The organism is Salmonella sp. SSDFZ54 (assembly GCF_004010735.1).
GTDB classification, from domain to species: domain Bacteria; phylum Pseudomonadota; class Gammaproteobacteria; order Enterobacterales; family Enterobacteriaceae; genus Salmonella; species Salmonella enterica.
The window spans coordinates 3136823-3160640 of sequence record NZ_CP034819.1 but is presented as its reverse complement, the minus strand read 5'-3'; the positions used below and the strand labels follow the sequence as shown (position 1 = coordinate 3160640).

The 23818-nt window shown below is 51.7% G+C and carries 22 protein-coding genes; 5 read left to right on the top strand and 17 right to left on the bottom strand.

All coding sequences use genetic code 11. The features are described from left to right. Positions 1-116 precede the first annotated feature (116 nt). From yaiA to EOS97_RS15585, 3 genes are all read right to left on the bottom strand, one after another. Positions 117-308: a protein YaiA gene (yaiA, locus tag EOS97_RS15595; RefSeq protein ID WP_001143161.1), complete on the bottom strand. Its 192-nt coding sequence runs from the start codon at positions 306-308 to the stop codon at positions 117-119. 26 nt (positions 309-334) lie between these two features. After that, a complete protein-coding gene (gene aroL / locus EOS97_RS15590; protein WP_000983569.1) occupies positions 335-880 on the bottom strand; it encodes a shikimate kinase AroL in 546 nt (181 codons plus the stop codon). 184 nt (positions 881-1064) lie between these two features. Further along, a complete protein-coding gene (locus tag EOS97_RS15585; RefSeq protein ID WP_000158137.1) occupies positions 1065-1520 on the bottom strand; it encodes a YaiI/YqxD family protein in 456 nt (151 codons plus the stop codon). 139 nt (positions 1521-1659) lie between these two features. Between EOS97_RS15585 and proC the strand changes: the two genes are divergently transcribed. Continuing rightward, the gene (gene proC, locus EOS97_RS15580) at positions 1660-2469 is read left to right on the top strand and encodes a pyrroline-5-carboxylate reductase (protein WP_000412193.1); all 810 of its coding nucleotides are present in this window, start codon (positions 1660-1662) and stop codon (positions 2467-2469) included. 14 nt (positions 2470-2483) lie between these two features. Here proC and adrA read toward each other — a convergent pair whose 3' ends face one another. The 5 genes from adrA to EOS97_RS15550 form a co-directional block, all read right to left on the bottom strand. Further along, the gene (adrA, locus tag EOS97_RS15575; RefSeq protein WP_000484081.1) at positions 2484-3596 is read right to left on the bottom strand and encodes a diguanylate cyclase AdrA; all 1113 of its coding nucleotides are present in this window, start codon (positions 3594-3596) and stop codon (positions 2484-2486) included. 91 nt (positions 3597-3687) lie between these two features. Continuing rightward, complete coding sequence (gene psiF / locus EOS97_RS15570; protein ID WP_000705165.1) at positions 3688-4008, bottom strand: phosphate starvation-inducible protein PsiF; 321 nt, start codon at positions 4006-4008, stop codon at positions 3688-3690. 353 nt (positions 4009-4361) lie between these two features. Continuing rightward, on the bottom strand, positions 4362-4622 hold the full coding sequence (iraP, locus tag EOS97_RS15560; RefSeq protein WP_001518423.1) for an anti-adapter protein IraP: 261 nt from the start codon (positions 4620-4622) through the stop codon (positions 4362-4364). A 296-nt stretch (positions 4623-4918) separates the two neighbouring features. Next, positions 4919-6130, bottom strand: coding sequence for a multidrug efflux MFS transporter (locus tag EOS97_RS15555; RefSeq protein WP_000446772.1), 1212 nt, complete (start codon positions 6128-6130; stop codon positions 4919-4921). A 168-nt stretch (positions 6131-6298) separates the two neighbouring features. Next, positions 6299-7012: an extensin family protein gene (locus EOS97_RS15550; RefSeq protein WP_000480792.1), complete on the bottom strand. Its 714-nt coding sequence runs from the start codon at positions 7010-7012 to the stop codon at positions 6299-6301. A gap of 77 nt (positions 7013-7089) precedes the next feature. Between EOS97_RS15550 and ddlA the strand changes: the two genes are divergently transcribed. Further along, the gene (gene ddlA / locus EOS97_RS15545; protein ID WP_001096597.1) at positions 7090-8184 is read left to right on the top strand and encodes a D-alanine--D-alanine ligase; all 1095 of its coding nucleotides are present in this window, start codon (positions 7090-7092) and stop codon (positions 8182-8184) included. Between the two features lie 25 nt (positions 8185-8209). Here ddlA and EOS97_RS15540 read toward each other — a convergent pair whose 3' ends face one another. Continuing rightward, on the bottom strand, positions 8210-8425 hold the full coding sequence (locus EOS97_RS15540) for a DUF2754 family protein (RefSeq protein WP_001239243.1): 216 nt from the start codon (positions 8423-8425) through the stop codon (positions 8210-8212). Between the two features lie 267 nt (positions 8426-8692). Here EOS97_RS15540 and EOS97_RS15535 point away from each other — a divergent pair, with 267 nt between their 5' ends. Continuing rightward, complete coding sequence (locus EOS97_RS15535) at positions 8693-9001, top strand: YaiY family protein (protein WP_000763139.1); 309 nt, start codon at positions 8693-8695, stop codon at positions 8999-9001. 37 nt (positions 9002-9038) lie between these two features. Here the strand turns inward: EOS97_RS15535 and yaiW are convergent, their stop codons facing one another. Together yaiW and sbmA are read right to left on the bottom strand one after the other, a co-directional pair. Then, positions 9039-10133 carry a surface-exposed outer membrane lipoprotein YaiW gene (yaiW, locus tag EOS97_RS15530; RefSeq protein ID WP_001271427.1) on the bottom strand — a complete coding sequence of 365 codons (1095 nt, stop codon included), beginning with the start codon at positions 10131-10133 and terminating at the stop codon, positions 9039-9041. A 14-nt stretch (positions 10134-10147) separates the two neighbouring features. Then, positions 10148-11368, bottom strand: coding sequence for a peptide antibiotic transporter SbmA (gene sbmA, locus EOS97_RS15525; RefSeq protein ID WP_000477024.1), 1221 nt, complete (start codon positions 11366-11368; stop codon positions 10148-10150). A 346-nt stretch (positions 11369-11714) separates the two neighbouring features. On the opposite strand from sbmA, the gene ampH reads away from it, so the two are divergent. Beyond that, positions 11715-12872 (top strand): D-alanyl-D-alanine-carboxypeptidase/endopeptidase AmpH, encoded by a 1158-nt coding sequence (gene ampH, locus EOS97_RS15515; RefSeq protein WP_000830777.1) that lies wholly within the window; start codon positions 11715-11717, stop codon positions 12870-12872. Positions 12873-12916: 44 nt separating this feature from the next. Here ampH and iprA read toward each other — a convergent pair whose 3' ends face one another. Both iprA and EOS97_RS15505 read right to left on the bottom strand, forming a co-directional pair. Then, positions 12917-13540 carry a hydrogen peroxide resistance inhibitor IprA gene (iprA, locus tag EOS97_RS15510; RefSeq protein WP_000950242.1) on the bottom strand — a complete coding sequence of 208 codons (624 nt, stop codon included), beginning with the start codon at positions 13538-13540 and terminating at the stop codon, positions 12917-12919. Positions 13541-13625: 85 nt separating this feature from the next. Next, positions 13626-16511: an autotransporter outer membrane beta-barrel domain-containing protein gene (locus EOS97_RS15505; RefSeq protein WP_127836170.1), complete on the bottom strand. Its 2886-nt coding sequence runs from the start codon at positions 16509-16511 to the stop codon at positions 13626-13628. A gap of 512 nt (positions 16512-17023) precedes the next feature. Here EOS97_RS15505 and hemB point away from each other — a divergent pair. Continuing rightward, positions 17024-17998: a porphobilinogen synthase gene (gene hemB / locus EOS97_RS15500; protein WP_000130724.1), complete on the top strand. Its 975-nt coding sequence runs from the start codon at positions 17024-17026 to the stop codon at positions 17996-17998. A gap of 106 nt (positions 17999-18104) precedes the next feature. On the opposite strand, the gene prpE is transcribed toward hemB, so the two are convergent. From prpE to prpB, 4 genes are all read right to left on the bottom strand, one after another. Further along, positions 18105-19991 carry a propionate--CoA ligase gene (gene prpE, locus EOS97_RS15495; protein ID WP_127836169.1) on the bottom strand — a complete coding sequence of 629 codons (1887 nt, stop codon included), beginning with the start codon at positions 19989-19991 and terminating at the stop codon, positions 18105-18107. A gap of 40 nt (positions 19992-20031) precedes the next feature. After that, positions 20032-21483 (bottom strand): bifunctional 2-methylcitrate dehydratase/aconitate hydratase, encoded by a 1452-nt coding sequence (locus EOS97_RS15490; RefSeq protein ID WP_000107077.1) that lies wholly within the window; start codon positions 21481-21483, stop codon positions 20032-20034. Positions 21484-21522: 39 nt separating this feature from the next. Then, positions 21523-22692 carry a 2-methylcitrate synthase gene (prpC, locus tag EOS97_RS15485; RefSeq protein ID WP_000132746.1) on the bottom strand — a complete coding sequence of 390 codons (1170 nt, stop codon included), beginning with the start codon at positions 22690-22692 and terminating at the stop codon, positions 21523-21525. 122 nt (positions 22693-22814) lie between these two features. Then, complete coding sequence (prpB, locus tag EOS97_RS15480) at positions 22815-23702, bottom strand: methylisocitrate lyase (protein ID WP_000052221.1); 888 nt, start codon at positions 23700-23702, stop codon at positions 22815-22817. Positions 23703-23818: the final 116 nt, after the last annotated feature.

The following is a 23818-nucleotide window of genomic DNA, read 5'->3' as shown; positions in this document are numbered from 1 at the left end:
AATATTGTATTGTTATCGCTTAATTTACGGTTTTAGTTGCCAGTATAAATGTTTCAAGAATGTGATGGAGATACAATTTAGGGGTACTCAGAATCCCTTCCGAGTGGTTCATGCGTCTATGATTTATCCGGATCTTCGTAACGTTTTTTCGCATCCATCGCTTCTTCTGCGGTCGGATGCTCGCTGATGAGCGAATCAGGTTTCGGATGGTCAGCCCGTAGCTGATACCACGTCACCGTCTGGCCCGGCGTGCCTTTTTCAATGGTGACGATATAAGCTTCCCGCGGATAAGGTGGTCTGGTTGGCATAGCGTTTCCTTTATTCTGGGTGAGCGTTAAGTATAGACATCTCCCTGTAACCGTTGCGTCGACGGCGGCAGCGCCGCAATAATTTCAGAAACGACCTGGGCCGGCGCTTTCGTCGCGTCAATAATGTAATGCGCCGTTTCGCGATACAACGCGTCACGCTGCTCAAGCACTTCCCGAACCTCTTCGCTCAACGGCTTGCCGGTGAGGGTCGGGCGCAGATCCGCTTCAGGTTCAGCCTCAAGCCGGTTAACCAGCGTGGATACCGGCGCGCACAGATAAATCACTACGCCAACACGGTGCATATAACGTCGGTTATACTCCGTGAGAATAATACCGCCCCCCGTCGCCACGACAGTCGAAGGCGCGCTTACCGCCTCCAGGGCCGCGGTTTCCCGGGCGCGGAACCCTCCCCAGCCTTCTTTTTCAACGATATCAGCGACGCTCATCTGCACGTGCGATTGCAGCCAGCGGTCGGTATCTGCAAACCGAAAACCGGTTGCCTGCGCCAGCGCCATACCGATGGTGGTTTTCCCACAGCCCCGCGGGCCAACAAGATAAAGAGGTTGCATCATAGCAGGCGTTCCCCCAGGAACTGCGCATACGCAGGATTTGATATCAGCAATGTTATAATCATATCATCTAACTAGTACAACGCATAAATGTAAATAATAATTTACACAAAGATACTAAAGTCACAATATTAGTACTATAGCAAGAATCAGAAATGAATAAACTGTAAATTTTTCATTACAGGATTTATTTTTTACGCTGGCTTTCCAGCCACCACTTATCCAGCTCGGCGGCAAAATGCTGACGATCGCGCGGCGAGAGAGTGTTTGGTCCCCCCGTTTGTACGCCGCTGGCGCGTAGCGTGTCCATAAAGTCACGCATCGTCAGACGTTCGCGAATCGTGGCGTCGCTATAGCGTTCTCCCCGGGGATTAAGAGCCGCAGCGCCTTTTTCCAGCACTTCAGCCGCCAGCGGAATATCCGCGGTAATCACCAGATCGCCCGCTTCGCATTGACGCACGATTTCGTTATCCGCCACGTCAAACCCGGCGGCCACGCGGAGCGTGCGGATAAAACGCGAAGGCGGCACGCGCAAGGCCTGATTGGCAACCAGAATAAGCGGCAACTGCATCCGCTCGGCGGCGCGGTACAAAATTTCTTTAATGACATTCGGACACGCATCCGCATCCACCCAGATGGTCATAATGTCTCCCGTACGGTATACAATCTTTTATTGTCTCGCGCTTTTGCCTTTCATCAAAGTGCTGTTTCTCCTTCTGCCCGTTTTCAATCCGCGTTAAGCTAACCATTCCCCATAACACACAAACATAGGGAGTGACGAGATGGAGAAGAAAATCGGTTTTATTGGCTGCGGTAATATGGGCAAGGCTATTCTCGGCGGACTGATTGCCAGCGGTCAGGTACTTCCCGGTCAGATCTGGGTCTACACCCCCTCCCCCGATAAAGTTGCCGCCCTGCATGACCAGTACGGCATTAATGCGGCGCAAAGCGCGCAGGAGGTCGCTCAGGTCGCGGATATCGTTTTCGGCGCGGTAAAACCGGGCATTATGGTGAAAGTGCTCAGTGAAATCTCCTCCAGCCTGAACAAAGACTCGCTGGTGGTCTCTATCGCCGCAGGCGTAACGCTTGATCAGCTTGCGCGCGCGCTGGGACACGACCGTAAAATCATTCGCGCTATGCCGAATACGCCGTCGCTGGTCAACGCAGGAATGACCTCCGTCACGCCCAACGCGCTGGTCACACCGGAAGATACGGCTGATGTGCTGAATATTTTCCGCTGCTTTGGCGAGGCGGAAGTGATTGCTGAGCCGATGATCCATCCGGTGGTTGGCGTGAGCGGATCTTCGCCGGCCTATGTCTTTATGTTTATCGAGGCGATGGCGGACGCAGCCGTTCTTGGCGGTATGCCTCGCGCTCAGGCTTATAAATTCGCCGCGCAGGCCGTCATGGGGTCGGCGAAAATGGTACTCGAAACCGGAAAGCATCCCGGCGAACTGAAAGATATGGTGTGCTCGCCTGGCGGAACGACAATTGAAGCCGTACGCGTTCTGGAAGAACGTGGCTTCCGCGCTGCGGTAATAGAGGCGATGACGAAGTGTATGGAAAAATCAGAGGCGCTCAGTAAATCCTGAAGCCCGGCTGGACGTCATGCCGCCACTTCGGTGCGGTTACGTCCGGCATTCTTTGCTTTATAAAGCGCCATATCCGCAGACTTTAGCCATTCCCGATAATGACCGATTTGTGGCGTTAACGGCGCCACGCCCACGCTGATACGTAACATGACCTGCGGCGCGCCCGGCAAGCGTAAGGTATTTAGCCGTTCATGCACTCGCGACATGGCGGTAATCGCGCTGTCTGCCGGCGTTCCGCACATAATCACCGCAAATTCGTCGCCGCCAAAGCGCCCGATAATATCACTCCCGCGTAGCGTTATCTGTAATTGACGCGTCAGGGCGATAATAGCCTCATCCCCGACATCATGCCCCCAGGTGTCGTTAATGCTCTTAAAATGATCGATGTCGATAATCAACAATGTCGCCTCCCGATGGTGGCGTCGGCTGTGATCGAATTCATTACGTAATAAAATTTCCCAGTGGCGTCGGTTATAGACGCCGGTCATGCCATCCCGCGAGCTCATCGCCTGCAAGCGTCGCTTATGTTCCGCTAATTTAATGGCCGTTTGATAACTTACCCAGGCGAACAGAAGCGGATACAACATAATGACGGGCAAAGAGAGCGTGACTTCCAGCGACGAGCTTCGCATAGCGACGGGTAGCCCGGTAAGCTGCAACGTCACCAGACATGACGCCAGCAAAAGGCCCATTCCGGCAGTGAATAGCCGCCGCCCGCCAGCGCCCATCAGATTCATGCTCATCATCATAAACAGCGCGGCGGCAGGCAACATATTGACGCCCATCAGCGCAATCCACATACCGGAGAGGATCGCATCCACTTTCAGGTTGTAAATTTCCTGGCGTAGCGGATCAAGGGCTTTCGCCGCCCACTGCCACGCCAGATGCGGCCAGACAAAAGACCAGCCGACCAGCAATAGCCACCAGCCGCCAAAGACAGGTTGCGACACTAACACGGCGGCCACCGGTAAAAACATCCCCCCTAATCCCACCGCGCGCGGTAGCCTGATGCGCCGGGCGAAGCGCAACCCGGAGCGCTGACGATCATCAGGAGGGTCAGGCGGCGCTACCGCCTGTTCAACCGCTTTTCGGTAAAAATTTTCATCATTCATTATTTTTGGGAACATTTAGAAACAATTTTCCCAAATTATAGAAACAGAGCGCATGGAGGAAGTATGAAATTTCGGGTGAGTGTTTTTCAGGGCTCACCCGATAGCACTACGCCGCTTTTTTCAGGCAGGCGCTCATAAACTTGCTACGGTCATCGCCTTTCAGTGATTGTTCCGTCGCCTGAACATTGCATTCACGCATTTTCTGCTGTTGCGGCGTCAGGCTTTTCTCGCCAGGGGCTGACTGGCTGTTTTTCAGGCAGTCGCTAAGGTAGGTTTTACGCGCATCGCCTTTCAACGCTTGCGCTGTCGCCTGCTGATTACAGGTCGTCATGCGCTGCTGTTGCGGCGTTAACGGTTTCTCGGTTGCGCCGACGGCGGTTAAAAAGACCAGGCCAAAAAGTAAAGTCACCAGTAATGTTATTTTCATAGCACCATCCTTTTGTCAGTGTACGCATTACACGTTGTCCCTTTGGGAAATATCCCAGGGACTTTATATAAGTCTGGCTGTTACTGGCAAAAATACCACCCGGCTGTAAAAGTATTACTTACCGTTAGCAATAGATGTTTTATTGATTGACAAACCGTAGGCTAATGTGCAATTCGATTATCCACAGTCACACTGGCAGGATGCAGAAGAACAGCGCATAACGTTACACTGTTATTACCATAGCCGCTTCGTTTTTATTTTGCTCTGTATTACCCAGAAGAAAATAAAAACGAAGCGGCTATGGTATTTCATAATAAGTAACGTTATAACAACTGTGTTGTTTTAAAATACGATTAGTGCCGGGGGTGTCTCAGCAACTTTTTTACATATTGGCGCAGCAATTCCGTATCGTGATCAGGAACGCTGGCATCCGGCTTTACGCCTTCAAGTGCCCCCTCTACCTGACGTATCAACATCTCCTGCTCGTTTTGCGCCATGTTACGTAACATTGCTGTGACGATAATCTCTAACGCTTCTACCTGAGCAACCAGTTCTTTCGACTCTTCTTCTTTTTGGGCTAGCTTAAGCAACAACTCTGCTATGAGATTTTTCATGACCATATTTCCTTATTAGTTCCAGGGTGACGTTATCACTATGAAGAACCACTGCCTAGAGGCTGAAAGTACTATTTTTATGATACAGGAAGAACTTTACACAAATAATTATCACTGTCGCCGCAGCGAAACGTTTCTCAGACCGAAAACGAGACGATAATAAACCATCAAAAAACAATAATCACGCTATATCATAATTTAAGGTTATGCCATCTATAGAAAAACTTCACGGATAAAGAATATATCTTTTAATTTAAACCATATCGTAACGGCAGAAGCGCCGTTACGATGCACCGCTATTGGCCTTTCGCTTTTTGCGCGTTACGCCGACGACGTAACGCCAGGGTCAGTTGCCCAATATTGATCAACACGATCGCCGCCGTAGCGATAAAAACCCAGCGGAAACCGGCCATCGCCGATACCGTCGCGCCCATCAACGGCCCAACCACGTTGCCCAGATACATAAATGACTGGTTGTAGCCAAAAATACGTCCGGTAATTTGGTCGCTGGAGTATTTCACCAATAACGTTTGTACGGCGGGTAACATCGCGCCATCGGCAAAGCCCAACAAGAAACGCAACAGCCCCAACTGGAACGGCGTGGTGACCCAGGACATCGCGAAGAAAAGCAGCACTGCGCAGATAAGCGTGGCCATCAGAATTCTTTCCGTGCCGATTCTGTCGCCAAGTTTTCCCAGGCGAGGCGCGGAGATAAGCGCAGAGATACCGGGCACCGAGGCAATTAACCCGCTAAGAAAGGCGATGTTATTACTGTCCGGCATCATTGATTTGATAAACAGCGCCAGGATTGGACTGATGGAACCATTACAGAGTTGAATGACCATCGTGGTAAAAAACAAACTGATCACCAGCGCAGGATAAGGTAACGACGCAAAAACGGCTTTACCGCTCAGGCGTTCGCTTTTCCTGATGACCGGACGCACGCCTTCTTTAATTAAAAATAGCGTGACCAGAAAGCTCACCACCAACAGCATGGCGGTAATCAGAAATACCGCCCGCAGCCCGATATGATCCGCGACAAAGCCGCCCATTAACGGCCCGCCGATAACGCCGCTGATCTGCGCGGTAGAAAGCGTACTGAGCGCCCAGCCGCTACGTTCGCGCGGTACCTGAGAGGCTACCAGCGCCATGGCATTGGGGATATAGCCTGACGTTAACCCCATGATTCCGCGCAACAGGAAAAGTTGCCAGACATGGGTCGCAAATGCCTGCAGTAGAATAGCTATCGCCATCCCGAGCGACGCGCGCAATAGCATCAGTTTACGCCCTTTACGATCGGCGAGACTGCCCCACATCGGCGACACAATGGCGGAAATAAGAAACGTGATGCTAAACGTTAACCCGGACCACATTGATAACGCTTCATGGGAAGAGACGCCAAGCTGGGAAATATAAAGGGGTAAGAATGGCAGGATTTGGCTGATTGCCAGCCCGGTAAAAAAACATCCAAACCAAACGGAAATTAGATTAACTTTCCAGGATTCCATAAGACTCGTAACGGTAAGTAGCTGAAAATACGCGTTAGCTTAGCAAGTTCTCTTTTTCCTGATGGTTCCAGAGGTGCGATACGTCACACTTTGCTATTTTGTCTCCCCGTTCATCATTTTTGTGAAACATGTCACATTATATAGCCGCGCAAGGCAGACGTTTATGCTTTAACGACACACGCCGTAGCCCCGCATTCCAAGATGAAAATGGTTAGCATGCGCAGCGTTATAGTCAGGCCCGAGCCCATTGCCATAATAATGGCAACTGGCATTTAACATAGCGCGTAACCAGGGCCCCGTCTCCTCACGCCCCCAGCCGCGCAGAACAGTGATTTTTCGGCCATCTGATAGCTGAAACCCGCTGACATCCAGCGCTTCTGCGCTGGCATGTTCACTGCGACGCGCATCCGGGCGGTGATAAATATTACGGCAGGCGTAGCTGCCCAGATGTTCGATGCGGGTCAGGCGGCGCTTCATCCACGTTTCTGTTAAAGGTTTTGCCTGCTGTTCGACAAACAGCGCGGAGCGCAGCGCCAACGGGCAGGAGGCTAAAAAACTGCTGCTCAGTTTGACCTGGCCAAAATCTCTGACGCGCACAACATGGGACAAGGGACATTCACCAGCGCTATCCGCAACAGGTTGTGATGAAATTAATCCCTGTTGATTGGCCGCCGTCAACAGCTCCCGGCACTGCGACGGCGTAAGGCGCTGTAGTTTGAAGGTAGTGATCCAGCCTGGCGGATCGGCAAGTTGTAGCGGAGCAAAAGGATTATAATAAGAGGGAAGATAACGATATCCCAGTCCGCCAATGCCGCCCAACAGCACAATAATCAGAAAACCCTTACCTCTCACGCGGCCTCCGTTCTCACATCCCATAAACATTATGGCAGAAGCCCGCGAAACCCGCGTTTTGTCGTGGTAATGTATACGCTTTGCATTCGATGGAATGGGTTTTTAAGATGGCGAAATTGCGGGTAGGAATAGTATTTGGCGGTAAGTCGGCGGAACATGAAGTGTCTTTGCAATCAGCGAAAAATATCGTTGATGCGATCGATAAAACCCGCTTCGACGTGGTGCTGTTAGGGATAGATAAGGCAGGACAATGGCATGTTAACGATGCGGAAAATTATTTGCAGAATGCAGACGATCCGGCACATATCGCGCTACGTCCTTCGGCAATCAGTCTGGCCCAGGTGCCTGGCAAACACCAACACCAATTGATTAACGCCCAAAACGGGCAGCCGCTACCGACGGTAGATGTTATTTTTCCTATCGTCCACGGTACGCTGGGCGAAGACGGCTCATTGCAGGGGATGCTGCGCGTCGCAAACTTACCGTTTGTCGGTTCAGACGTGCTGAGCTCCGCAGCCTGCATGGATAAAGACGTCGCCAAACGACTGCTACGCGATGCAGGACTGAATATCGCCCCGTTTATTACACTCACCCGAACGAATCGTCACGCGTTTAGTTTTGCCGAGGTTGAATCCCGTCTGGGACTGCCGCTGTTCGTTAAGCCCGCCAATCAGGGCTCTTCGGTCGGCGTTAGTAAAGTCACTAACGAAGCGCAATATCAGCAGGCGGTCGCGCTGGCTTTCGAATTCGATCATAAAGTGGTGGTGGAGCAAGGGATCAAAGGGCGCGAGATCGAATGCGCCGTATTAGGTAACGATAACCCACAGGCCAGTACCTGCGGCGAAATCGTACTGAATAGCGAATTTTACGCCTACGATACTAAGTATATTGATGATAACGGCGCACAAGTTGTCGTGCCTGCGCAGATCCCTTCCGAGGTGAATGACAAGATCCGCGCGATCGCGATCCAGGCTTATCAGACGCTGGGGTGCGCGGGTATGGCGCGTGTCGATGTCTTCTTAACGGCAGACAATGAGGTCGTGATTAACGAGATCAATACGCTGCCAGGTTTTACCAATATCAGTATGTATCCAAAACTCTGGCAGGCGAGCGGATTGGGCTATACCGATTTGATCAGCCGCCTGATTGAGCTGGCGCAGGAACGCCATACGGCGAATAACGCCTTAAAAACCACGATGTAATAGCGCACGCCCGATAGCGCAACGTTTATCGGGCGTCTTTTACCTCATCCTCTTCGCGCCGGCGAATGATGAACCCCGCCAGCCAGAAGCTGATAATCCACGTTACCAGCCCAACGCCATAGGTTTGCCATCCTTTCGCCTCAAAACCCAGCAATCCTACGACGCCATTCAAAATAAAGATAAGGCCAATAGAGAAGGCATAATAGTGCCAGTCACGACGAATTTTTACAGGCAAACGCATAACGACTCCGACGTATTAACAGCAACAAAAACGTATTTTTGCATACTTCTGGCGAGCGAGTCTGTGGGGGATACGGAATTTCTTAAATGTTAATTGATTTTGATAAAAGTGATCGTTTTGTGACAACTAACAAAAATTTACGCGATGGATACATTCCGTATGTGAAATTACCATGATTCTGATATTGACAAACACAATGACCTGTCAGACTTCACAGTAAGCCGATGGCATAACGCCAGATCGTAGCCGATCATCCTGGAGGTCTTTATGGCTGATTTCACTCTCTCAAAATCGCTGTTCAGCGGGAAGCATCGAGAAACCTCCTCTACGCCCGGAAATATTGCTTACGCCATATTTGTACTGTTTTGCTTCTGGGCCGGAGCGCAACTCTTAAACCTGCTGGTTCATGCGCCGGGCATCTATGAGCATCTGATGCAGGTACAGGATACAGGTCGACCGCGGGTAGAGATTGGGCTGGGCGTCGGGACGATTTTTGGCCTGGTGCCCTTCCTCACGGGCTGCCTCATTTTCGCCGTTATCGCCGCGTTTTTACGCTGGCGTCACCGTCACCAATAAACCTTAGCGCGCTGGAGAAAATATCCCAGCGCGAAATTTATCGCCCCATACACCGCGCCCGCCGCTCATCAACTCGTTTAGCAAACCAGGCGGTCGTCAGCTTACGCGTGATCTTCGGACTTTCCAGTTGAATACCGGGCAACATTTCCCGCGCAAGCGTCTTACCCGTTTTGGCCTCGGCCAGTTTATAGACTTTCTTGTAGAGCGCCGTTTTTTCAAACGCCAGGCTATCGCCTTTCTCCAGTTGGCTGCGAATTTCACGCTCACTCATTCCCAACTGCCCTGCCAGTTTGCGCACCGCTAACTCTGTTTTGCCCGCTTCCTTGCTGTTATAACGAATCAGATCGCCATCCAGCGCCAGTTTTACCCCACTGGCTTTACTGACGGCATTCTGGAACGCAGCGTTACGGCTGGCGTACCATCCCGCGTTGAAGTCGGCGAAGCGGAAAACAGGCGCGCTGTAGTTCGCCGGGTAATTCAGCAAATGGTAGGTTCCAAACCACAATCCGCCACGGCGCGTAAAGACCTCCTGACGTACCGTACCCGCCATCTTCCACGGATAGCCTTTCGCGTGCTGTTCGGCAAAGGCAATGCTGACCTGCATCGGGCCGCCCGTATGCACCGGGTTATATGAGCCAAATAGCGTCTGCCCCATAGGAACCATATTGATAAAATCGTCAAAAATAGCGCTAAGCTGTTTTTCGGTTTTTACCGTGTCCAGGCGTTCGCTATAGCTCTTGCCGTTGGGGGAGTTAATTTTCAGCGCGGTGTGCACCAGAAACAGCGGAATGTGTAGTCGTTCAGCGCGGCGATCAATCTCCTGCCAGGCGATTTTACTTAGCCCCGGCACGACAGGATCCGCCTGATAACCGGACTCCTGCTGGGCGACAGCCAGCACCGAACAGATATTTTCTACCGTCGGCGCCAGCCCCTGGCTCTTAAACGTTGTCGCGATATCTTTCGCCCAGGCCTCTCTGTCTTTGACAGTGGCTGGCATTTTCTGACGTACTACGCTTGCCACGTCGACAGGCTTCTCGCCCTTGCTCACCGGCTGCCCGGATTGACTACTACAGCCAGCCAATATGGCGACCGCCAGAAAAGGCAGAGGATAAAGACGGGACGCCGCCGACATAACGTTTCCTTCTGTTAGCTAAAAGAGTGGGTCACTTCCTGAACTGGCTGACCATCCAACTGGCGTTCAAAGCTACGTAAACGTTTATAAATAGACATCAGCTCCACCAGAGTCGTCCAGGAGTTAATCAAATACTGGAACGAACCGCGCACCTGGCCAAACACGTTGGTGATTTGCGTCATCAGCCCCAGCGTAATCGTACCGGCAACAATGGAAGGAAACAGCAGGAACAAACCGAAAACGTTATCGACCTGCAAATAGAGAATGCGCGCGATGTTGAAATACATATAGTGAAAGTAGAGACGGAAGTAGTTATGGCGCACCGCGCTAAACAGTTCACGGACGGTGGGCGGCGTGGCGCGGCTGGCGTCATCTTCACCGTAGACCAGCTCCTTACGATAAGCTGCTTCCACTCGCTGATTTTTAAATTCCAACCCCGGCAATTTGATCCCGACGACCGCCAGCAGGCCAGTCCCCATTAATGACCAGACTATAGCGGCAATGACCAGGCCGTAAGGGATATGTCCTACGATGGGTAAATTCGGCACATGTGCTGACAGGGTGACTAACACCGGCAGAAAGGCGATAAGCGTCATGATGGCATTGATAAAACTCACGCCCATATTCTCCAGTGTAGAGGCAAAACGCATGGTGTCTTCCTGCACACGCTGGGCGGCCCCTTCGATATGGCGCAGGTACTGCCAGTGCGCCATATAGTGCTCATTCATTGCGGTACGCCAGCGAAATACATAGTGGCTGACAAAGAAGTTGTTCAGCACGCCGATCACCACGGCGATAAGCGCAATACCGAGAAACACCCCCACTTCATGATAAAATTGACCAAGAGTGACCTTGTGCGGCGAGCTGAGCGCCGTTTGAATCAAATCATAGAACGGCGCGTACCAGGCGTTAACCGCAACGCCAACCTCCACCAAAAACCAGGTGACAAAAATAATGAGCGAGGTGCCAAGTATCGACCAGTACTGCCAGCGGTGCGGGCTATAGATGAACCAGAACGTTGCAAATAATCCCACGCAAATCAGGTAATAAGCATAAAAAATCAGATAGTCCAGCGACCAGAAGCGCGCTGCGCTGATAGGCACTTCATCGGATGCCCCTACAAGTCGCGCCACCCAATCTCCTCCTCCTGCCTGCCAGAAAATGACGGCGATCAGCGCCCAAACAAACGCCGACATGAAAAACGGCCCTGGCTTTGGGAAAAAAGATTTAAACATCATGCTCTCCTGCTAACTTCTTCTCTTTATTACGGCTGCTGTGATGACGGCAATATCACGCCATGCCCACGCAAATGAAAGGGCTAAACCAGGCATTGTGACCTACGTTGTGACGCTTAGTTCGCACTTCTGCTCAACAGAATTGTTTCGACGAGTTTCATCCTAAGCAGGCAGGCTGACGCTATCAGGTTATCACAAGCGCTCTATCACAAAAGTAAACATTCTCCATCACGAAAACCCGCCGTTACGTTTTTTCACCCACTTTTTTCTCTTTAACGTTTTGCAATGTGCCGCCGGGTAGTATAAATACGCATAACCACCGTTATTTCACTTATGGACATCACCGTTGAAACGTAGTCTGCTTTTTACTGCCATGCTGTTTGCGGCATCACTTACTTCTGTCCAGGCGGCTCAGCCGATTGCCGATCCGGTTTTTGCCTCTGATATCGTTGATCGTTATGCCGAGCATATCTTTTATGGTAGCGGCGCCACGGGCATGGCGCTGGTGGTGATCGACGGCAATCAACGCGTGTTTCGTAGTTTCGGTGACACCAGACCGGGCAATAATGTTCGTCCACAGCTTGATTCGGTCATTCGTATCGCTTCTCTCACCAAGCTCATGACCAGTGAAATGTTGGTAAAATTGCTCGATCAGGGAACGGTAAAATTAAACGATCCTCTCAGCAAATATGCGCCTCCCGGCGCGCATGTCCCGACGTATCAAGGCACGCCGATTACGTTGGTCAACTTAGCGACCCATACCAGCGCGCTTCCGCGAGAACAGCCCGGCGGCGCGGCGCATCGTCCGGTATTTGTCTGGCCAACCCGCGAACAACGCTGGAACTGGCTCTCCACAGCAACGTTAAAAGTCGCGCCAGGCTCGCAGGCGGCCTATTCCAATCTGGCGTTCGACCTGTTAGCCGACGCGCTGGCGACCGCCTCCGGCAAACCTTATACGCAACTGTTTGAAGAAAAGATTACTCGCCCGCTGGGAATGAAAGACACCACGTTTACCCCTTCTCCCGATCAGTGTAAGCGTCTGATGGTGGCAGAAAAAGGCGCAAGCCCCTGTAATAATACGCTGGCTGCCATTGGCAGCGGTGGGGTCTATTCTACGCCAGGAGATATGATGCGCTGGATGCAACAGTATCTGTCGTCAGATTTCTATCACCGTAGCCAACAGGCCGATCGTATGCAAACGTTGATTTATCAGCGCACACAGTTAAAGAAAATCATCGGGATGGACGTACCGGGTAAAGCCGACGCGCTCGGTCTGGGCTGGGTCTATATGGCGCCAAAAGACGGACGTCCTGGCATTATCCAGAAAACAGGAGGCGGCGGCGGTTTTATTACCTATATGGCGATGATCCCACAATATAATATTGGCGCTTTTGTGGTCGTAACCCGTTCCCCCCTCACGCGTTTTACCAATATGAGCGACGGGATTAACGATTTGGTTACTGAGCTAAGCGGCAATAAACCGATTGCTATTCCCGCATCCTGAGTCGTCGCGCCTCGCGCTATATCAGACGAGGCGCAACCTTTTTGTTAATATTCGGAGGGCAAACGGTTAATACTGATCAGTTTGCCTTTATTCATTTCAATGTAATTACCCTTACGCAGGGCCGCGAGAACTTCCGCCACCACCGATCGCGATACGCGCGTTCGTTGATGAATATAATTCATAACACCAATACGTGAGCGAAGTTCTTCATCCCACTCAATCATTGTCATTAACGTCGCACGAATTTGGTCGTAAGAATTATTACCAATGAGCTGCTTGTCACGAAGTTCCAGTACCTGACTTTTCCATACTATCCAACAGAAGGCTTCACGCCACAGTTGGTTCTGCTCAATGATGGCGAGAGTTTGTGATGATGAGAGGCGATAACCGATGCAACCGCTCTCCGCAATTAATTTATATTGTGCCTCTTTTTTCGCCACACCATCGGCTAAGCCGAAAATAAAGGGGGCCTGCACAATACCAATAAGAACTTTATCACCCCGAACTAACGAAACAACCCCCTCTAAAATAACAAAGGTATGGGTATTACTTTCATCAGGTGAACAGATAATCTCTTTATCATTAACAAACTCGAAACGCGTACCATGCTTAGAAAGGCATTTATCGAGTCTGTAGAATTCCTGTAGTGGCTTGCTTAAAGATAACATATGCATTCCTTGCAATAATGCCCGTCAAGTCCTTGACGGGCATTTTTCAGTTTAAATTACCTTTATTTCTCCTGAGAGAAAATGATTACCAGGTATATTTAACACCAACGTTTGCAGACCAGTCTTGATCAACATCACCGCCGCCGAGGTAGTTAGCATCGGTGTAGGCGCTGAAGTTCTTCGTGAAGCTGAACTGAGTACCCAGACCAACACGTACCGCAGAACCTTCTACGCCGTTGTCGATAGAGTCGCCGTTTACGTCAGCATCGTTGTTGGAGTCGTCGTAAACGTAAGCCAGTTTGAAGTACGGGGTCAACGCCTGATCTTCGCTGTAAGTGAAGGTATAACCTGCATCTACACCGAGTTCATAACGCATGCTGTCGTAAGACTGACCGTCAACTTTCATGTCGTTGCTCAGCTGGTAGTCGTCGCCAGACTGGAACAGACCGGATACGCTGCCGTAAGGCGTTACGTAGCCTGCATCACCCAGCTTCAGATCATAACCCAGTTTCAAGCCGAAGCCCCAGGCGTCAGAAGAGGTGTTGCCGTCAACGTAAGTACCGTCACTCATGTTAGCAGACAAATCGTTGTTGAAGTGAGAGTAGCTCAAGTTACCGTCAACAAAGATGTTGTTTGCGAAACGAGCGGAAGAGTAGATGTAGGCAGACTGGCTGTCCTGATCCACCTGACCGGTACGATCGCTCAGATCGCCTTTCGCGAAGCCTGCTGCCGCACCAACGATCCACTTAGCGTTGTTACCATCAACTTTGGTATCAACACCGACCATGATGCCATTAACATCCTGATCGTAGTTAATGGTGCCGTTGTCGCCGTTGAAGTTACCGCCGAAGTAGCTTACCCATGCGCCGCCGTTATCCGCCAGGCCATGACGAGCGTTGGTCAGACGAGTACCAACGGTGTCTTGTTCCAGGTTCCAGATATTGGTGTTCGCAGAAGGAATGCTCAGCGCCATGTTAGCGTAGTCGGTCAGTTCCATCTGTTCCAGCACGACAGTGTTGCCTTCCTGCTTAGCCTGATAGGTGTAAGCACCCAGGTCAGCTTTGTTTGCTGCAGAGAAGGTAGCGTCGGTGTTTATGTCATTGACATAAATCAGCTCGTTACCTTTGTAATCCGCAACAGAACCGGCACCAGTAGCGTTGTCGATGCGCACTTTATAGTTACCAGTGGCCGCTACAACGTTGTCAGTGGTGCTACTTGCATCAGCCTCGTCACCATTGTTGATATCGCCGTTACCATTGATAGTCAGGTGACCGTCAGAGTTCATCGCAACAACGCCGTAACCGTAGTTAGCCTGAGTAGTATCCCAGGTACGGTCGTTCACCAAATCGGCATTTAGGGTATAGTCATTGCTATGAATGTTGAGCACACCAGCATAAACATTGCCATTATTATCCGCAACGTTACTGCTAGTCAGTTCTAACGTATCAGTATCAATGACGCTATCTGCGTTTGTATTGCTGGTTTGAATATCTAACATACCACCGTGAGTTACGGTAATAGTATTAGCATACAGTGCATCATCACTCCATGCACTGCTGACATCATCAGCCAAAGTAACTGTACTGAAAGTATCAACGGTCAGGTGATCAGTATCAACGTAGCCACCTTCCCCGATGTTCATAGCTGAACCACCGTTTAGAGTAATGGTATCAGCGGTTAACTTGGAGCCATTAGCAACATCAACCTGAGAGCCGCTATTTACTGCTAAGGTATCTATTACAGATGTTTTTGTGGTATCCCACTCAGATCCATTATTCAAGCTGACGTCAAAGATACCGCTCTGGAAGGAAGCAGCACTATTAACACGTCCCCAGGCATCATAATTAGTCGAGTCTGGATCTAAGCTATTGGCATCAACATCATAGAATTGCACTGGATCCATTGACTGTGAATCATTAAACGCCGCACCAACCCATTTAGTGTTATTCAGGGTCAATGTCAGGTGATCAACGTTTTGATCATCATCTGCCCAACCACCATTCGTATAGACGGTAGTGGAATCATCGACTAAACGGCCGTCAGAATAGAAATTATAATTCCAGGAGCTCTGAAGGACGACATCCCCCAGTAACTGCGAGTCGGTAAACGTAACGTTGTTTACCATACGGTAATTTGAATAAGGATCGTCAACAAAAGCTAAAGCAACATCATCGTTATTCCAACCATTGCCATTATAATCGCTTGGTTCACTTGAATTGCCAAAATGGCCTTGTTCTTCATCTTCGGACCAAGAACCTGAAGTTACAGTTGAATTCGCTACGTTAATAGTGTTATCCCACTGATGTGCTTCGGTTGTATATGTTGAATTGCCAAGATCTTTTTGGTAAAGAGCAATACCAGCCACATGAGAATTGTTAGTAATATTAATATTACTTTCAACGTCAAGGGTTATAGCAGTGCCTAAACCAGCAGTAACCAATTTGTCATAATCGGTTTTGACTGTTTTTCCATCAGAATCGAGATAGGTATCAGTGAAGTAAAACGCCTCAAAGTCATCATCGATTGTAGAATTAGAAATGTTTAGATTAAAAGTATCATCATCAACCCAATCATGGGTCGTATAATCACTACCGTTAGTCCAAACATATTGACCGTAGCCAATCTGGTAAGAAGTAATCATACCATGAATGGTTGAGTTGGTAACATCCAATGTATTCGCAGTATCATTGGCGTAATCATGATTCAGATAAGAAGTTGAAATAACACCATTTACAGTGTCACCAGTAAATTTTGTATCAAAATAGCCGCTATCACTAGCTGGGGTGTTGTAGACATAACCACCATAAGTTAGATAGTCATGATCGTTGGTATCATCCCAGCCAAAAACAGTGGCTGCATCGTCATGGTACCCAAAAGTATCATATGTAGTAGCATTCGCCTGAGAAGTGATTGCCAGAGTGCAAGCCAATGCTAATTGTGAGACTACAAGTTTCTTTTTCCAGGAGTGCATTTGTCATCCCTCCTCAGGGACGTAATATAGTTGATCCATCAATTATCAATGCATAAAAACATACAGATGTTTAGCAAGAAGGATTATGCGGCGTCATTGCTAAAAGGTTCAATTATTCTTTATCCTCAGTCCGGATTCGGACATGAATTAAAAGGACGTAATAAAAGGAAAATTTATAATTGAAAAGCATTCTTTTTCATGGCCTTACAAGAAAATAAAAAAACAAAACACATATAAGATAAATATGGATTAAAGAAAAACAAAATAAACATGAATAATGTTGAAACCCACATTTACTTAAATGACGATGAAATAAAACTAAAAACAACGTAAAACTAATTCTTATTTAAAATGATATAGTGCCTGAGGTATTAATCTTCGGTATATAAAAGAAGCGCCATGTTCTGCCGCCGCCGGGGCTGCGCCTGCTACGTTAAGGACCGTTTTCGTAAAACATCTGCCTGCAGATTCAGGTATACTGGGCCTTCGATTCCACAAACATCAGGCAGACCATGACAGACCTTATCCATCGCCCTCGCCGCCTGCGCAAATCCGCTGCGCTGCGCGCTATGTTTGAAGAGACAACACTTAGCCTGAACGACCTGGTGTTGCCGATCTTTGTTGAAGAAGAACTCGACGATTACAAAGCTATTGATGCCATGCCCGGCGTAATGCGTATCCCGGAAAAGCAGCTGGCGCGAGAGATTGAACGTATCGCAAATGCTGGCATTCGTTCCGTTATGACCTTCGGCATTTCTCACCATACTGATGACACCGGCAGCGATACCTGGAAAGAAGACGGTCTGGTGGCAAGAATGTCCCGCATCTGTAAGCAAACCGTGCCGGAGATGATCGTCATGTCCGACACCTGCTTCTGCGAATACACCTCGCACGGCCACTGCGGCGTGTTGTGCGAACACGGTGTGGATAACGATGCGACGCTGGCCAACCTCGGCAAGCAGGCCGTTATCGCGGCGGCGGCTGGAGCAGATTTTATTGCGCCCTCCGCGGCCATGGATGGACAAGTCCAGGCTATCCGCCAGGCGCTGGATGCCGCCGGTTTTACCGATACGGCAATAATGTCCTACTCCACCAAGTTCGCCTCTTCTTTCTACGGCCCTTTCCGTGAAGCAGCGGGTACCGCGTTAAAAGGCGACCGCAAGACGTATCAAATGAATCCGATGAACCGCCGTGAAGCGATTCGCGAATCACTGCTCGACGAAGCCCAGGGCGCGGATTGCTTGATGGTGAAACCGGCCGGCGCGTATCTGGACGTGCTGCGTGAAATCCGCGAACGCACAGAGTTGCCGCTTGGCGCTTACCAGGTGAGCGGTGAATATGCCATGATTAAATTTGCTGCTATGGCTGGCGCCATCGATGAAGAAAAGGTCGTGCTGGAAAGTCTGGGCTCGATTAAACGCGCCGGCGCCGATTTGATTTTCAGTTACTTCGCGCTGGATCTGGCTGAGAAAAATATTCTGCGTTAATTCTGTTACAGGGCGGCGCGCTGCCGCCGCCCTTTCCCGACTTTACACCCCACTATTCAGTCGCTGAGTCTAACCCGTTGCCGGACGCGGCTTATCCGGCTTACGGCTATTCCTCGATCGCCTGGCGAATTTGCTGCAACGACGCGGGATCGTCAATGGTTGTCAGATCGCCCGGATCGCGGCCTTCGCAGATCGCCTGGATCGTGCGGCGAAGCATCTTTCCGGAACGCGTTTTGGGGAGCTGCGAGACAAACCAGACATGCGCCGGACGACCAAAGTGACCGATCTGGTTGTCCACCAGCGCCATAATCGCGTTTTCCTCGTCGCGCGCCGCCTCGCGATCCGCCAGCGTATCGCTCTGCTTCGGAATGACAAACGCCACCGCCACCTGCCCTTTCAGAGCGTCTTTTATCCCCACTACCGCCACTTCCGCTACGTTCGGGTAGCTGGAGATACTTTCTTCTATTTCTCGCGTCCCCAGCCGATGACCCGCAATATTAATCACATCATCGGTACGGCCCAGAATAAAGTAATACCCCTCGGCGTCGCGGATCCCCCAGTCGAAAGTGGCATAAACCTGACGGTTAAACAGCGACCAGTAAGTCTTCACAAAACGCGCATCGTCGCCCCAAATAGTCTGAATACAGCCCGGCGGCAGCGGCCCCTCGATCACCAGCATCCCCTTTTCATTTATGCCGCAGGGTTCGCCGGTGACTTCATTGAGTAGCTGGACGTTATAACCGTACATCGGCACGCCGGGACTTCCCAGACGCGGCGGCCTGTCGTCCAGCGCGCGGGCCAGCGCCATGATCGGCCAGCCTGACTCCGTCTGCCAATAATTGTCGATGACCGGTACGCCCAGCGTCTCCGTCACCCAACTGGCCGTCGGCTCGTCCAGCGGCTCACCGGCCAGATAAAGCGCCTCCAGCGAGGAGAGATCGTGATTGCGGATTTGCGCCGTCGGGAATTTTTTCAGCACGCGAATCGCGGTCGGGGCGGAAAACATCCGGTTAACCTGGTATTTCTCGACAATTTTCCACCAGACCCCGCAGTCCGGGTACGTCGGCAGTCCTTCGTAAACAATAGTCGCCATGCCTGCCAGCAGCGGCGCGTAAACGATATAGGAGTGGCCGACGACCCAGCCGATATCCGATGCGCAAAAGAATACGCCGCCCGCCTTGCCGCCAAAAATGGTGTCCATCGAGGTTGCCAGCGCCACCGCATAACCGCCGACGTCGCGCTGGACGCCTTTCGGTTTGCCGGTAGTGCCGGAGGTGTAAAGAATGCACGAGGTTTCATTGGATTCCAGCCACGCCACCGGCACGCTCGCGCCGAGATGCTGCTGGCGCAACGTGGCAAAATCCAGATCGCGCCCATCCACCCACGCCATTTTCGCCAGCCCTCTGTCCACCAGCAGAACGTGTTTCGGCTGATGCTGCGCCTGCGCAATAGCGTCATCAAGCAGCTTTTTATACGGCAGGATTTTACCGCCCCGCGCTCCGGCATCCGCCGACACAATCAGCGCCGGTCTGGCATCGTCAATGCGCGCCGCCACGCTGTGCGAGGCAAAACCGCCAAAGACCACCGAATGGATCGCGCCAATGCGCGCGCAGGCCAGCAGGGTTATCTGCGCTTCGGCAATCATCGGCATATAGACCAATACGCGATCGCCACGCTGCACGTCCAGCGACAGCAACATGGCGGCCACAGCGTTGACTTCATCATGCAACTGGCTGAAGGTAAATGTGCGCTCTTCATCGGTCTCTGATGAGACGGCAACCAGCGCCAGCGCCTCCGGCTGTTTATCCCGCCAGCGGTCAACGGCGTTATGACATAAGTTAGTGGTGCCGCCGCAAAACCAGCGGGCAAACGGTGGGCGGCTATGATCCAGCGTCTGCGTAAACGGCTGTCGCCAGTCGATACGCCGGGCCTGCTCGGCCCAGAACGCCTCCGGTTCGTTAATGGAACGCTGATAAAATTCGCTAAAAGACATCACGCTCTCCTGTTGAACTTACGCCTTACTGCTGGCTGGTTCAGATGACATATAAATCGAGGTATTCGTTAACCGGCATCTGCTCCAGGCGGGCTCTGTCCAGGGAGACATCCAGAATGCGTTGCTGCTGGCGAGTCGGGAACTGACGCGCCAGGTTAATTTTAAATTTTTCGATAAGCTTCGGAATACCGTCGGCGCGGCGACGCGCATGACCAATCGGATACTCCACGACAACCTCGCCAAAGCGTGAGCCATCAGTAAACTCCACGGTGATCGCATTGCCGATAGCACGTTTTTCCGGGTCGTGATAGTCGGCGGTAAAAGCCGGGTCCTCATAACACACGATTTTCTCGCGCAGGGCGTCAATACGCTTGTCCTGCGCCACCTCGTCTTCATAATCCGCCGCGGTTAACCGTCCGAACAGCAGCGGCACGGCGACCATATACTGGATACAGTGATCGCGGTCCGCCGGGTTATTGAGCGGGCCTTTTTTATCGATAATGCGAAGACAGGCTTCGTGGGTACGGATGGTCACTTTCTCGATATCCGCTGCCGTTTTGCCCGCGGCCTGCATCTGCTTATACAGCGTCATCGCCGCTTCGACGGCGGTTTGCGAGTGGAATTCTGCCGGGAAAGAAATTTTGAATAGCACGTTTTCCATCACGTAGGAGCCGTAAGGACGCTGGAAACGGAACGTTTCACCTTTGAATGAAACGTCGTAGAAGCCCCAGGTTTTGGCGGTGAGCGCCGAGGGATAGCCCATCTCGCCGGTTTTCGCCATCAGCGCCAGACGTACCGCGCGCGAAGTCGCATCGCCCGCCGCCCAGGATTTGCGCGTACCGGTATTCGGCGCATGACGATAAGTGCGCAACGACTGCCCATCCACCCACGCCAGCGATACCGCGTTGAGGATCTCATCGCGCGTCAGCCCCAGCATTTCAGCGACCACCGCAGTCGAGGCTACTTTCACCAGCAGCACATGGTCAAGCCCGACACGGTTGAAGGCGTTTTCCAGCGCGATGCAGCCCTGAATTTCATGGGCTTTGATCATCCCGCTCAATACCTGTTTCATGGTCAGCGGCGCTTTGCCGGCGGCGACGGCGTTGCGTGACAGCCAATCCGCAATCGCCAGAATACCGCCGAGGTTATCAGAAGGATGGCCCCACTCGGCGGCAAGCCAGGTATCGTTAAAATCGAGCCAGCGGATCATCGCGCCAATGTTAAAGGCTGCCTGTACCGGATCGAGCTGGAACTGGGTGCCCGGCACGCGTGCGCCGTTGGGCACCACCGTGCCTGGCACGATTGGCCCAAGCAATTTTTTACAGGCCGGGTATTCCAGCGCTTCCAGACCACAGCCGAGCGTGTCGAGCAGGCAATAATGCGCGGTGTCGTACGCCACCTTTGAGGTGATGTCGTAGTTCATCACGTAATCCACGATATCGACGATTTCGCGGTCAAATTCCGGGCGGATGTTCAGTTCTTGGGTAGACATAGGGTACGTTTCCTGCGTTTTATTTTTAATAAGAGTGAGTTAGCAACGATCGTCTATCGAGACAAACGGACGATCTTCCGGCCCGGTATAGTTGGCAGAGGGGCGAATAATTTTGTTGTCCTGACGCTGTTCAATAATGTGCGCCGCCCAGCCGGTAACGCGGGCGATGACAAACAGCGGAGTGAACATTTCGGTAGGGACGCCCATCATGTTGTAGGAGACCGCCGAAAACCAGTCGAGATTCGGGAACATCTTTTTGGTCTCCCACATCACCGTTTCCAGACGGTCGGCGATGTGGTACATCTTCAGCGAGCCGCCTTCTTCTGAAAGCTGTTTCGCCACCCGTTTAATCACCTGATGGCGCGGGTCGGCGATGGTGTAAACCGGATGTCCAAAGCCAATCACCACCTCTTTGTTTTCCACGCGTTTACGGATATCCGCCTCTGCCTCGTCCGGTGTTTCATAACGCTGTTGAATTTCCAGCGACACCTCATTCGCCCCGCCGTGTTTCGGGCCGCGCAGCGCGCCAATCGCGCCGATAATCGCGGAGTAGACATCCGAGCCGGTTCCGGCAATCACCCGGCTGGTAAACGTCGAGGCGTTGAACTCATGCTCGGCATACAGCACCAGCGAAATATGCATCGCCTTTTCCCAGCTTTGGGTTGGCTTTTCACCATGCAGCAGATGCAGGAAATGGCCGCCGATGGAATCATCGTCGGTTTCCGGCTGAATACGTTCGCCGTTGTGGCTGTAGTGATACCAGTAAAGAAGGATAGAGCTGAGCGAGGCCAACAGCTTATCGGCAATATCGCGCGCGCCGGAGACGGTATGTGCCTCTTTTTCCGGCAGGGTGCAGCCCAGCGCGGAAACGCCGGTACGCATCACGTCCATCGGGTGCGAGGCCGCCGGTAACGCTTCCAGAACGGTACGGACATTGGCGGGTAATCCGCGCAGCGCTTTTAACTTGCTTTTATACGCGTTCAGCTCGTCGCGGGTCGGTAATTTTCCGTGGATCAGTAAATGCGCGACTTCTTCAAATTCGCAGTGCTCCGCCAGATCGAGAATGTCGTAACCGCGATAGTGCAGATCGTTACCGCTTTTTCCCACGGTACACAGAGCGGTATTTCCGGCAGGTACGCCGGAAAGCGCGACCGATTTTTTAGGCTTAATGACATGCGTGTTGTTTTGCAGGATCGTCGTGTCTGTCATATTGTCCTCGTCATTATTGTAATGTGTAGGGTATTGAGGCGTGTAGGCCGTACCGTAGGCGGGTTAAACGTAGTGCCATCCGGCATTGCCTGATGGCGGCTTCGCCTTATCAGGCCTACAGGCTACGATTTTTTATTCCTGTACAGCGCGTCCAGCTTCTCTTCGAACTGGTAGTAATTGATGCTTTCGTACAGCTCGTTGCGGGTCTGCATGATGTCGATCACGTTCTTTTGCGTCCCTTCCTGGCGCAGCACGGTATAGACTTTTTCTGCGGCGCGGTTCATGGCGCGAAACGCCGACAGCGGATAGAGCGCCATCGCCACGTGTGCGCTGCGCAACTCGTCGGTCGTAAACAGCGGCGTCGCGCCAAACTCAGTGATGTTGGCGAGGATCGGCACCTGCGCCACGTCGGCGAACTGACGGTACATCGACAGTTCGGTGATCGCCTCCGGGAACAGCATGTCAGCCCCCGCGTCCACGTAAGCCTGCGCACGATCGAGAGCCGCCTCCAGCCCTTCCACCGCCAGCGCATCGGTACGCGCCATGATCACAAAGTTCGGATCGGTGCGCGCATCCACTGCCGCCCGAATTCGGTCTACCATCTCCTCTTTCGAGACGATCGCTTTGTTTGGACGGTGTCCACAGCGCTTAGCGCCAACCTGGTCTTCAATATGCAGCGCGGCGGCGCCCGCTTTGGCTATGGACTTTACCGTCCGCGCGACATTAAAGGCGGAGGAGCCAAAGCCAATATCCGCATCCACCAACAGCGGCAGCGGGCAAACATCCGTGATGCGCCGGATATCGGTTAACACATCATCCAGCGTAGAAATCCCCAGATCCGGCAGTCCGAGCGAGCCCGCCGCTACGCCGCCGCCAGAAAGATAGATAGCCTGATACCCGGCCCGTTGGGCCAACAGAGCATGGTTGGCATTAATAGCGCCGACAATTTGTAATGGATTCTCTTTAGCGAGCGCGGCGCGAAATGCCTGCCCCGGCGAATGTAAAGACATATCTCGTCCTCATGTTAGTAAATTGTTACTCAGAATGTATTCACCAAAGCAAAGGCTATGCCAGGCAAAGAGGCTGCGAGAAAATTAAATACAATGAGATTTAAAAACAGGTAATT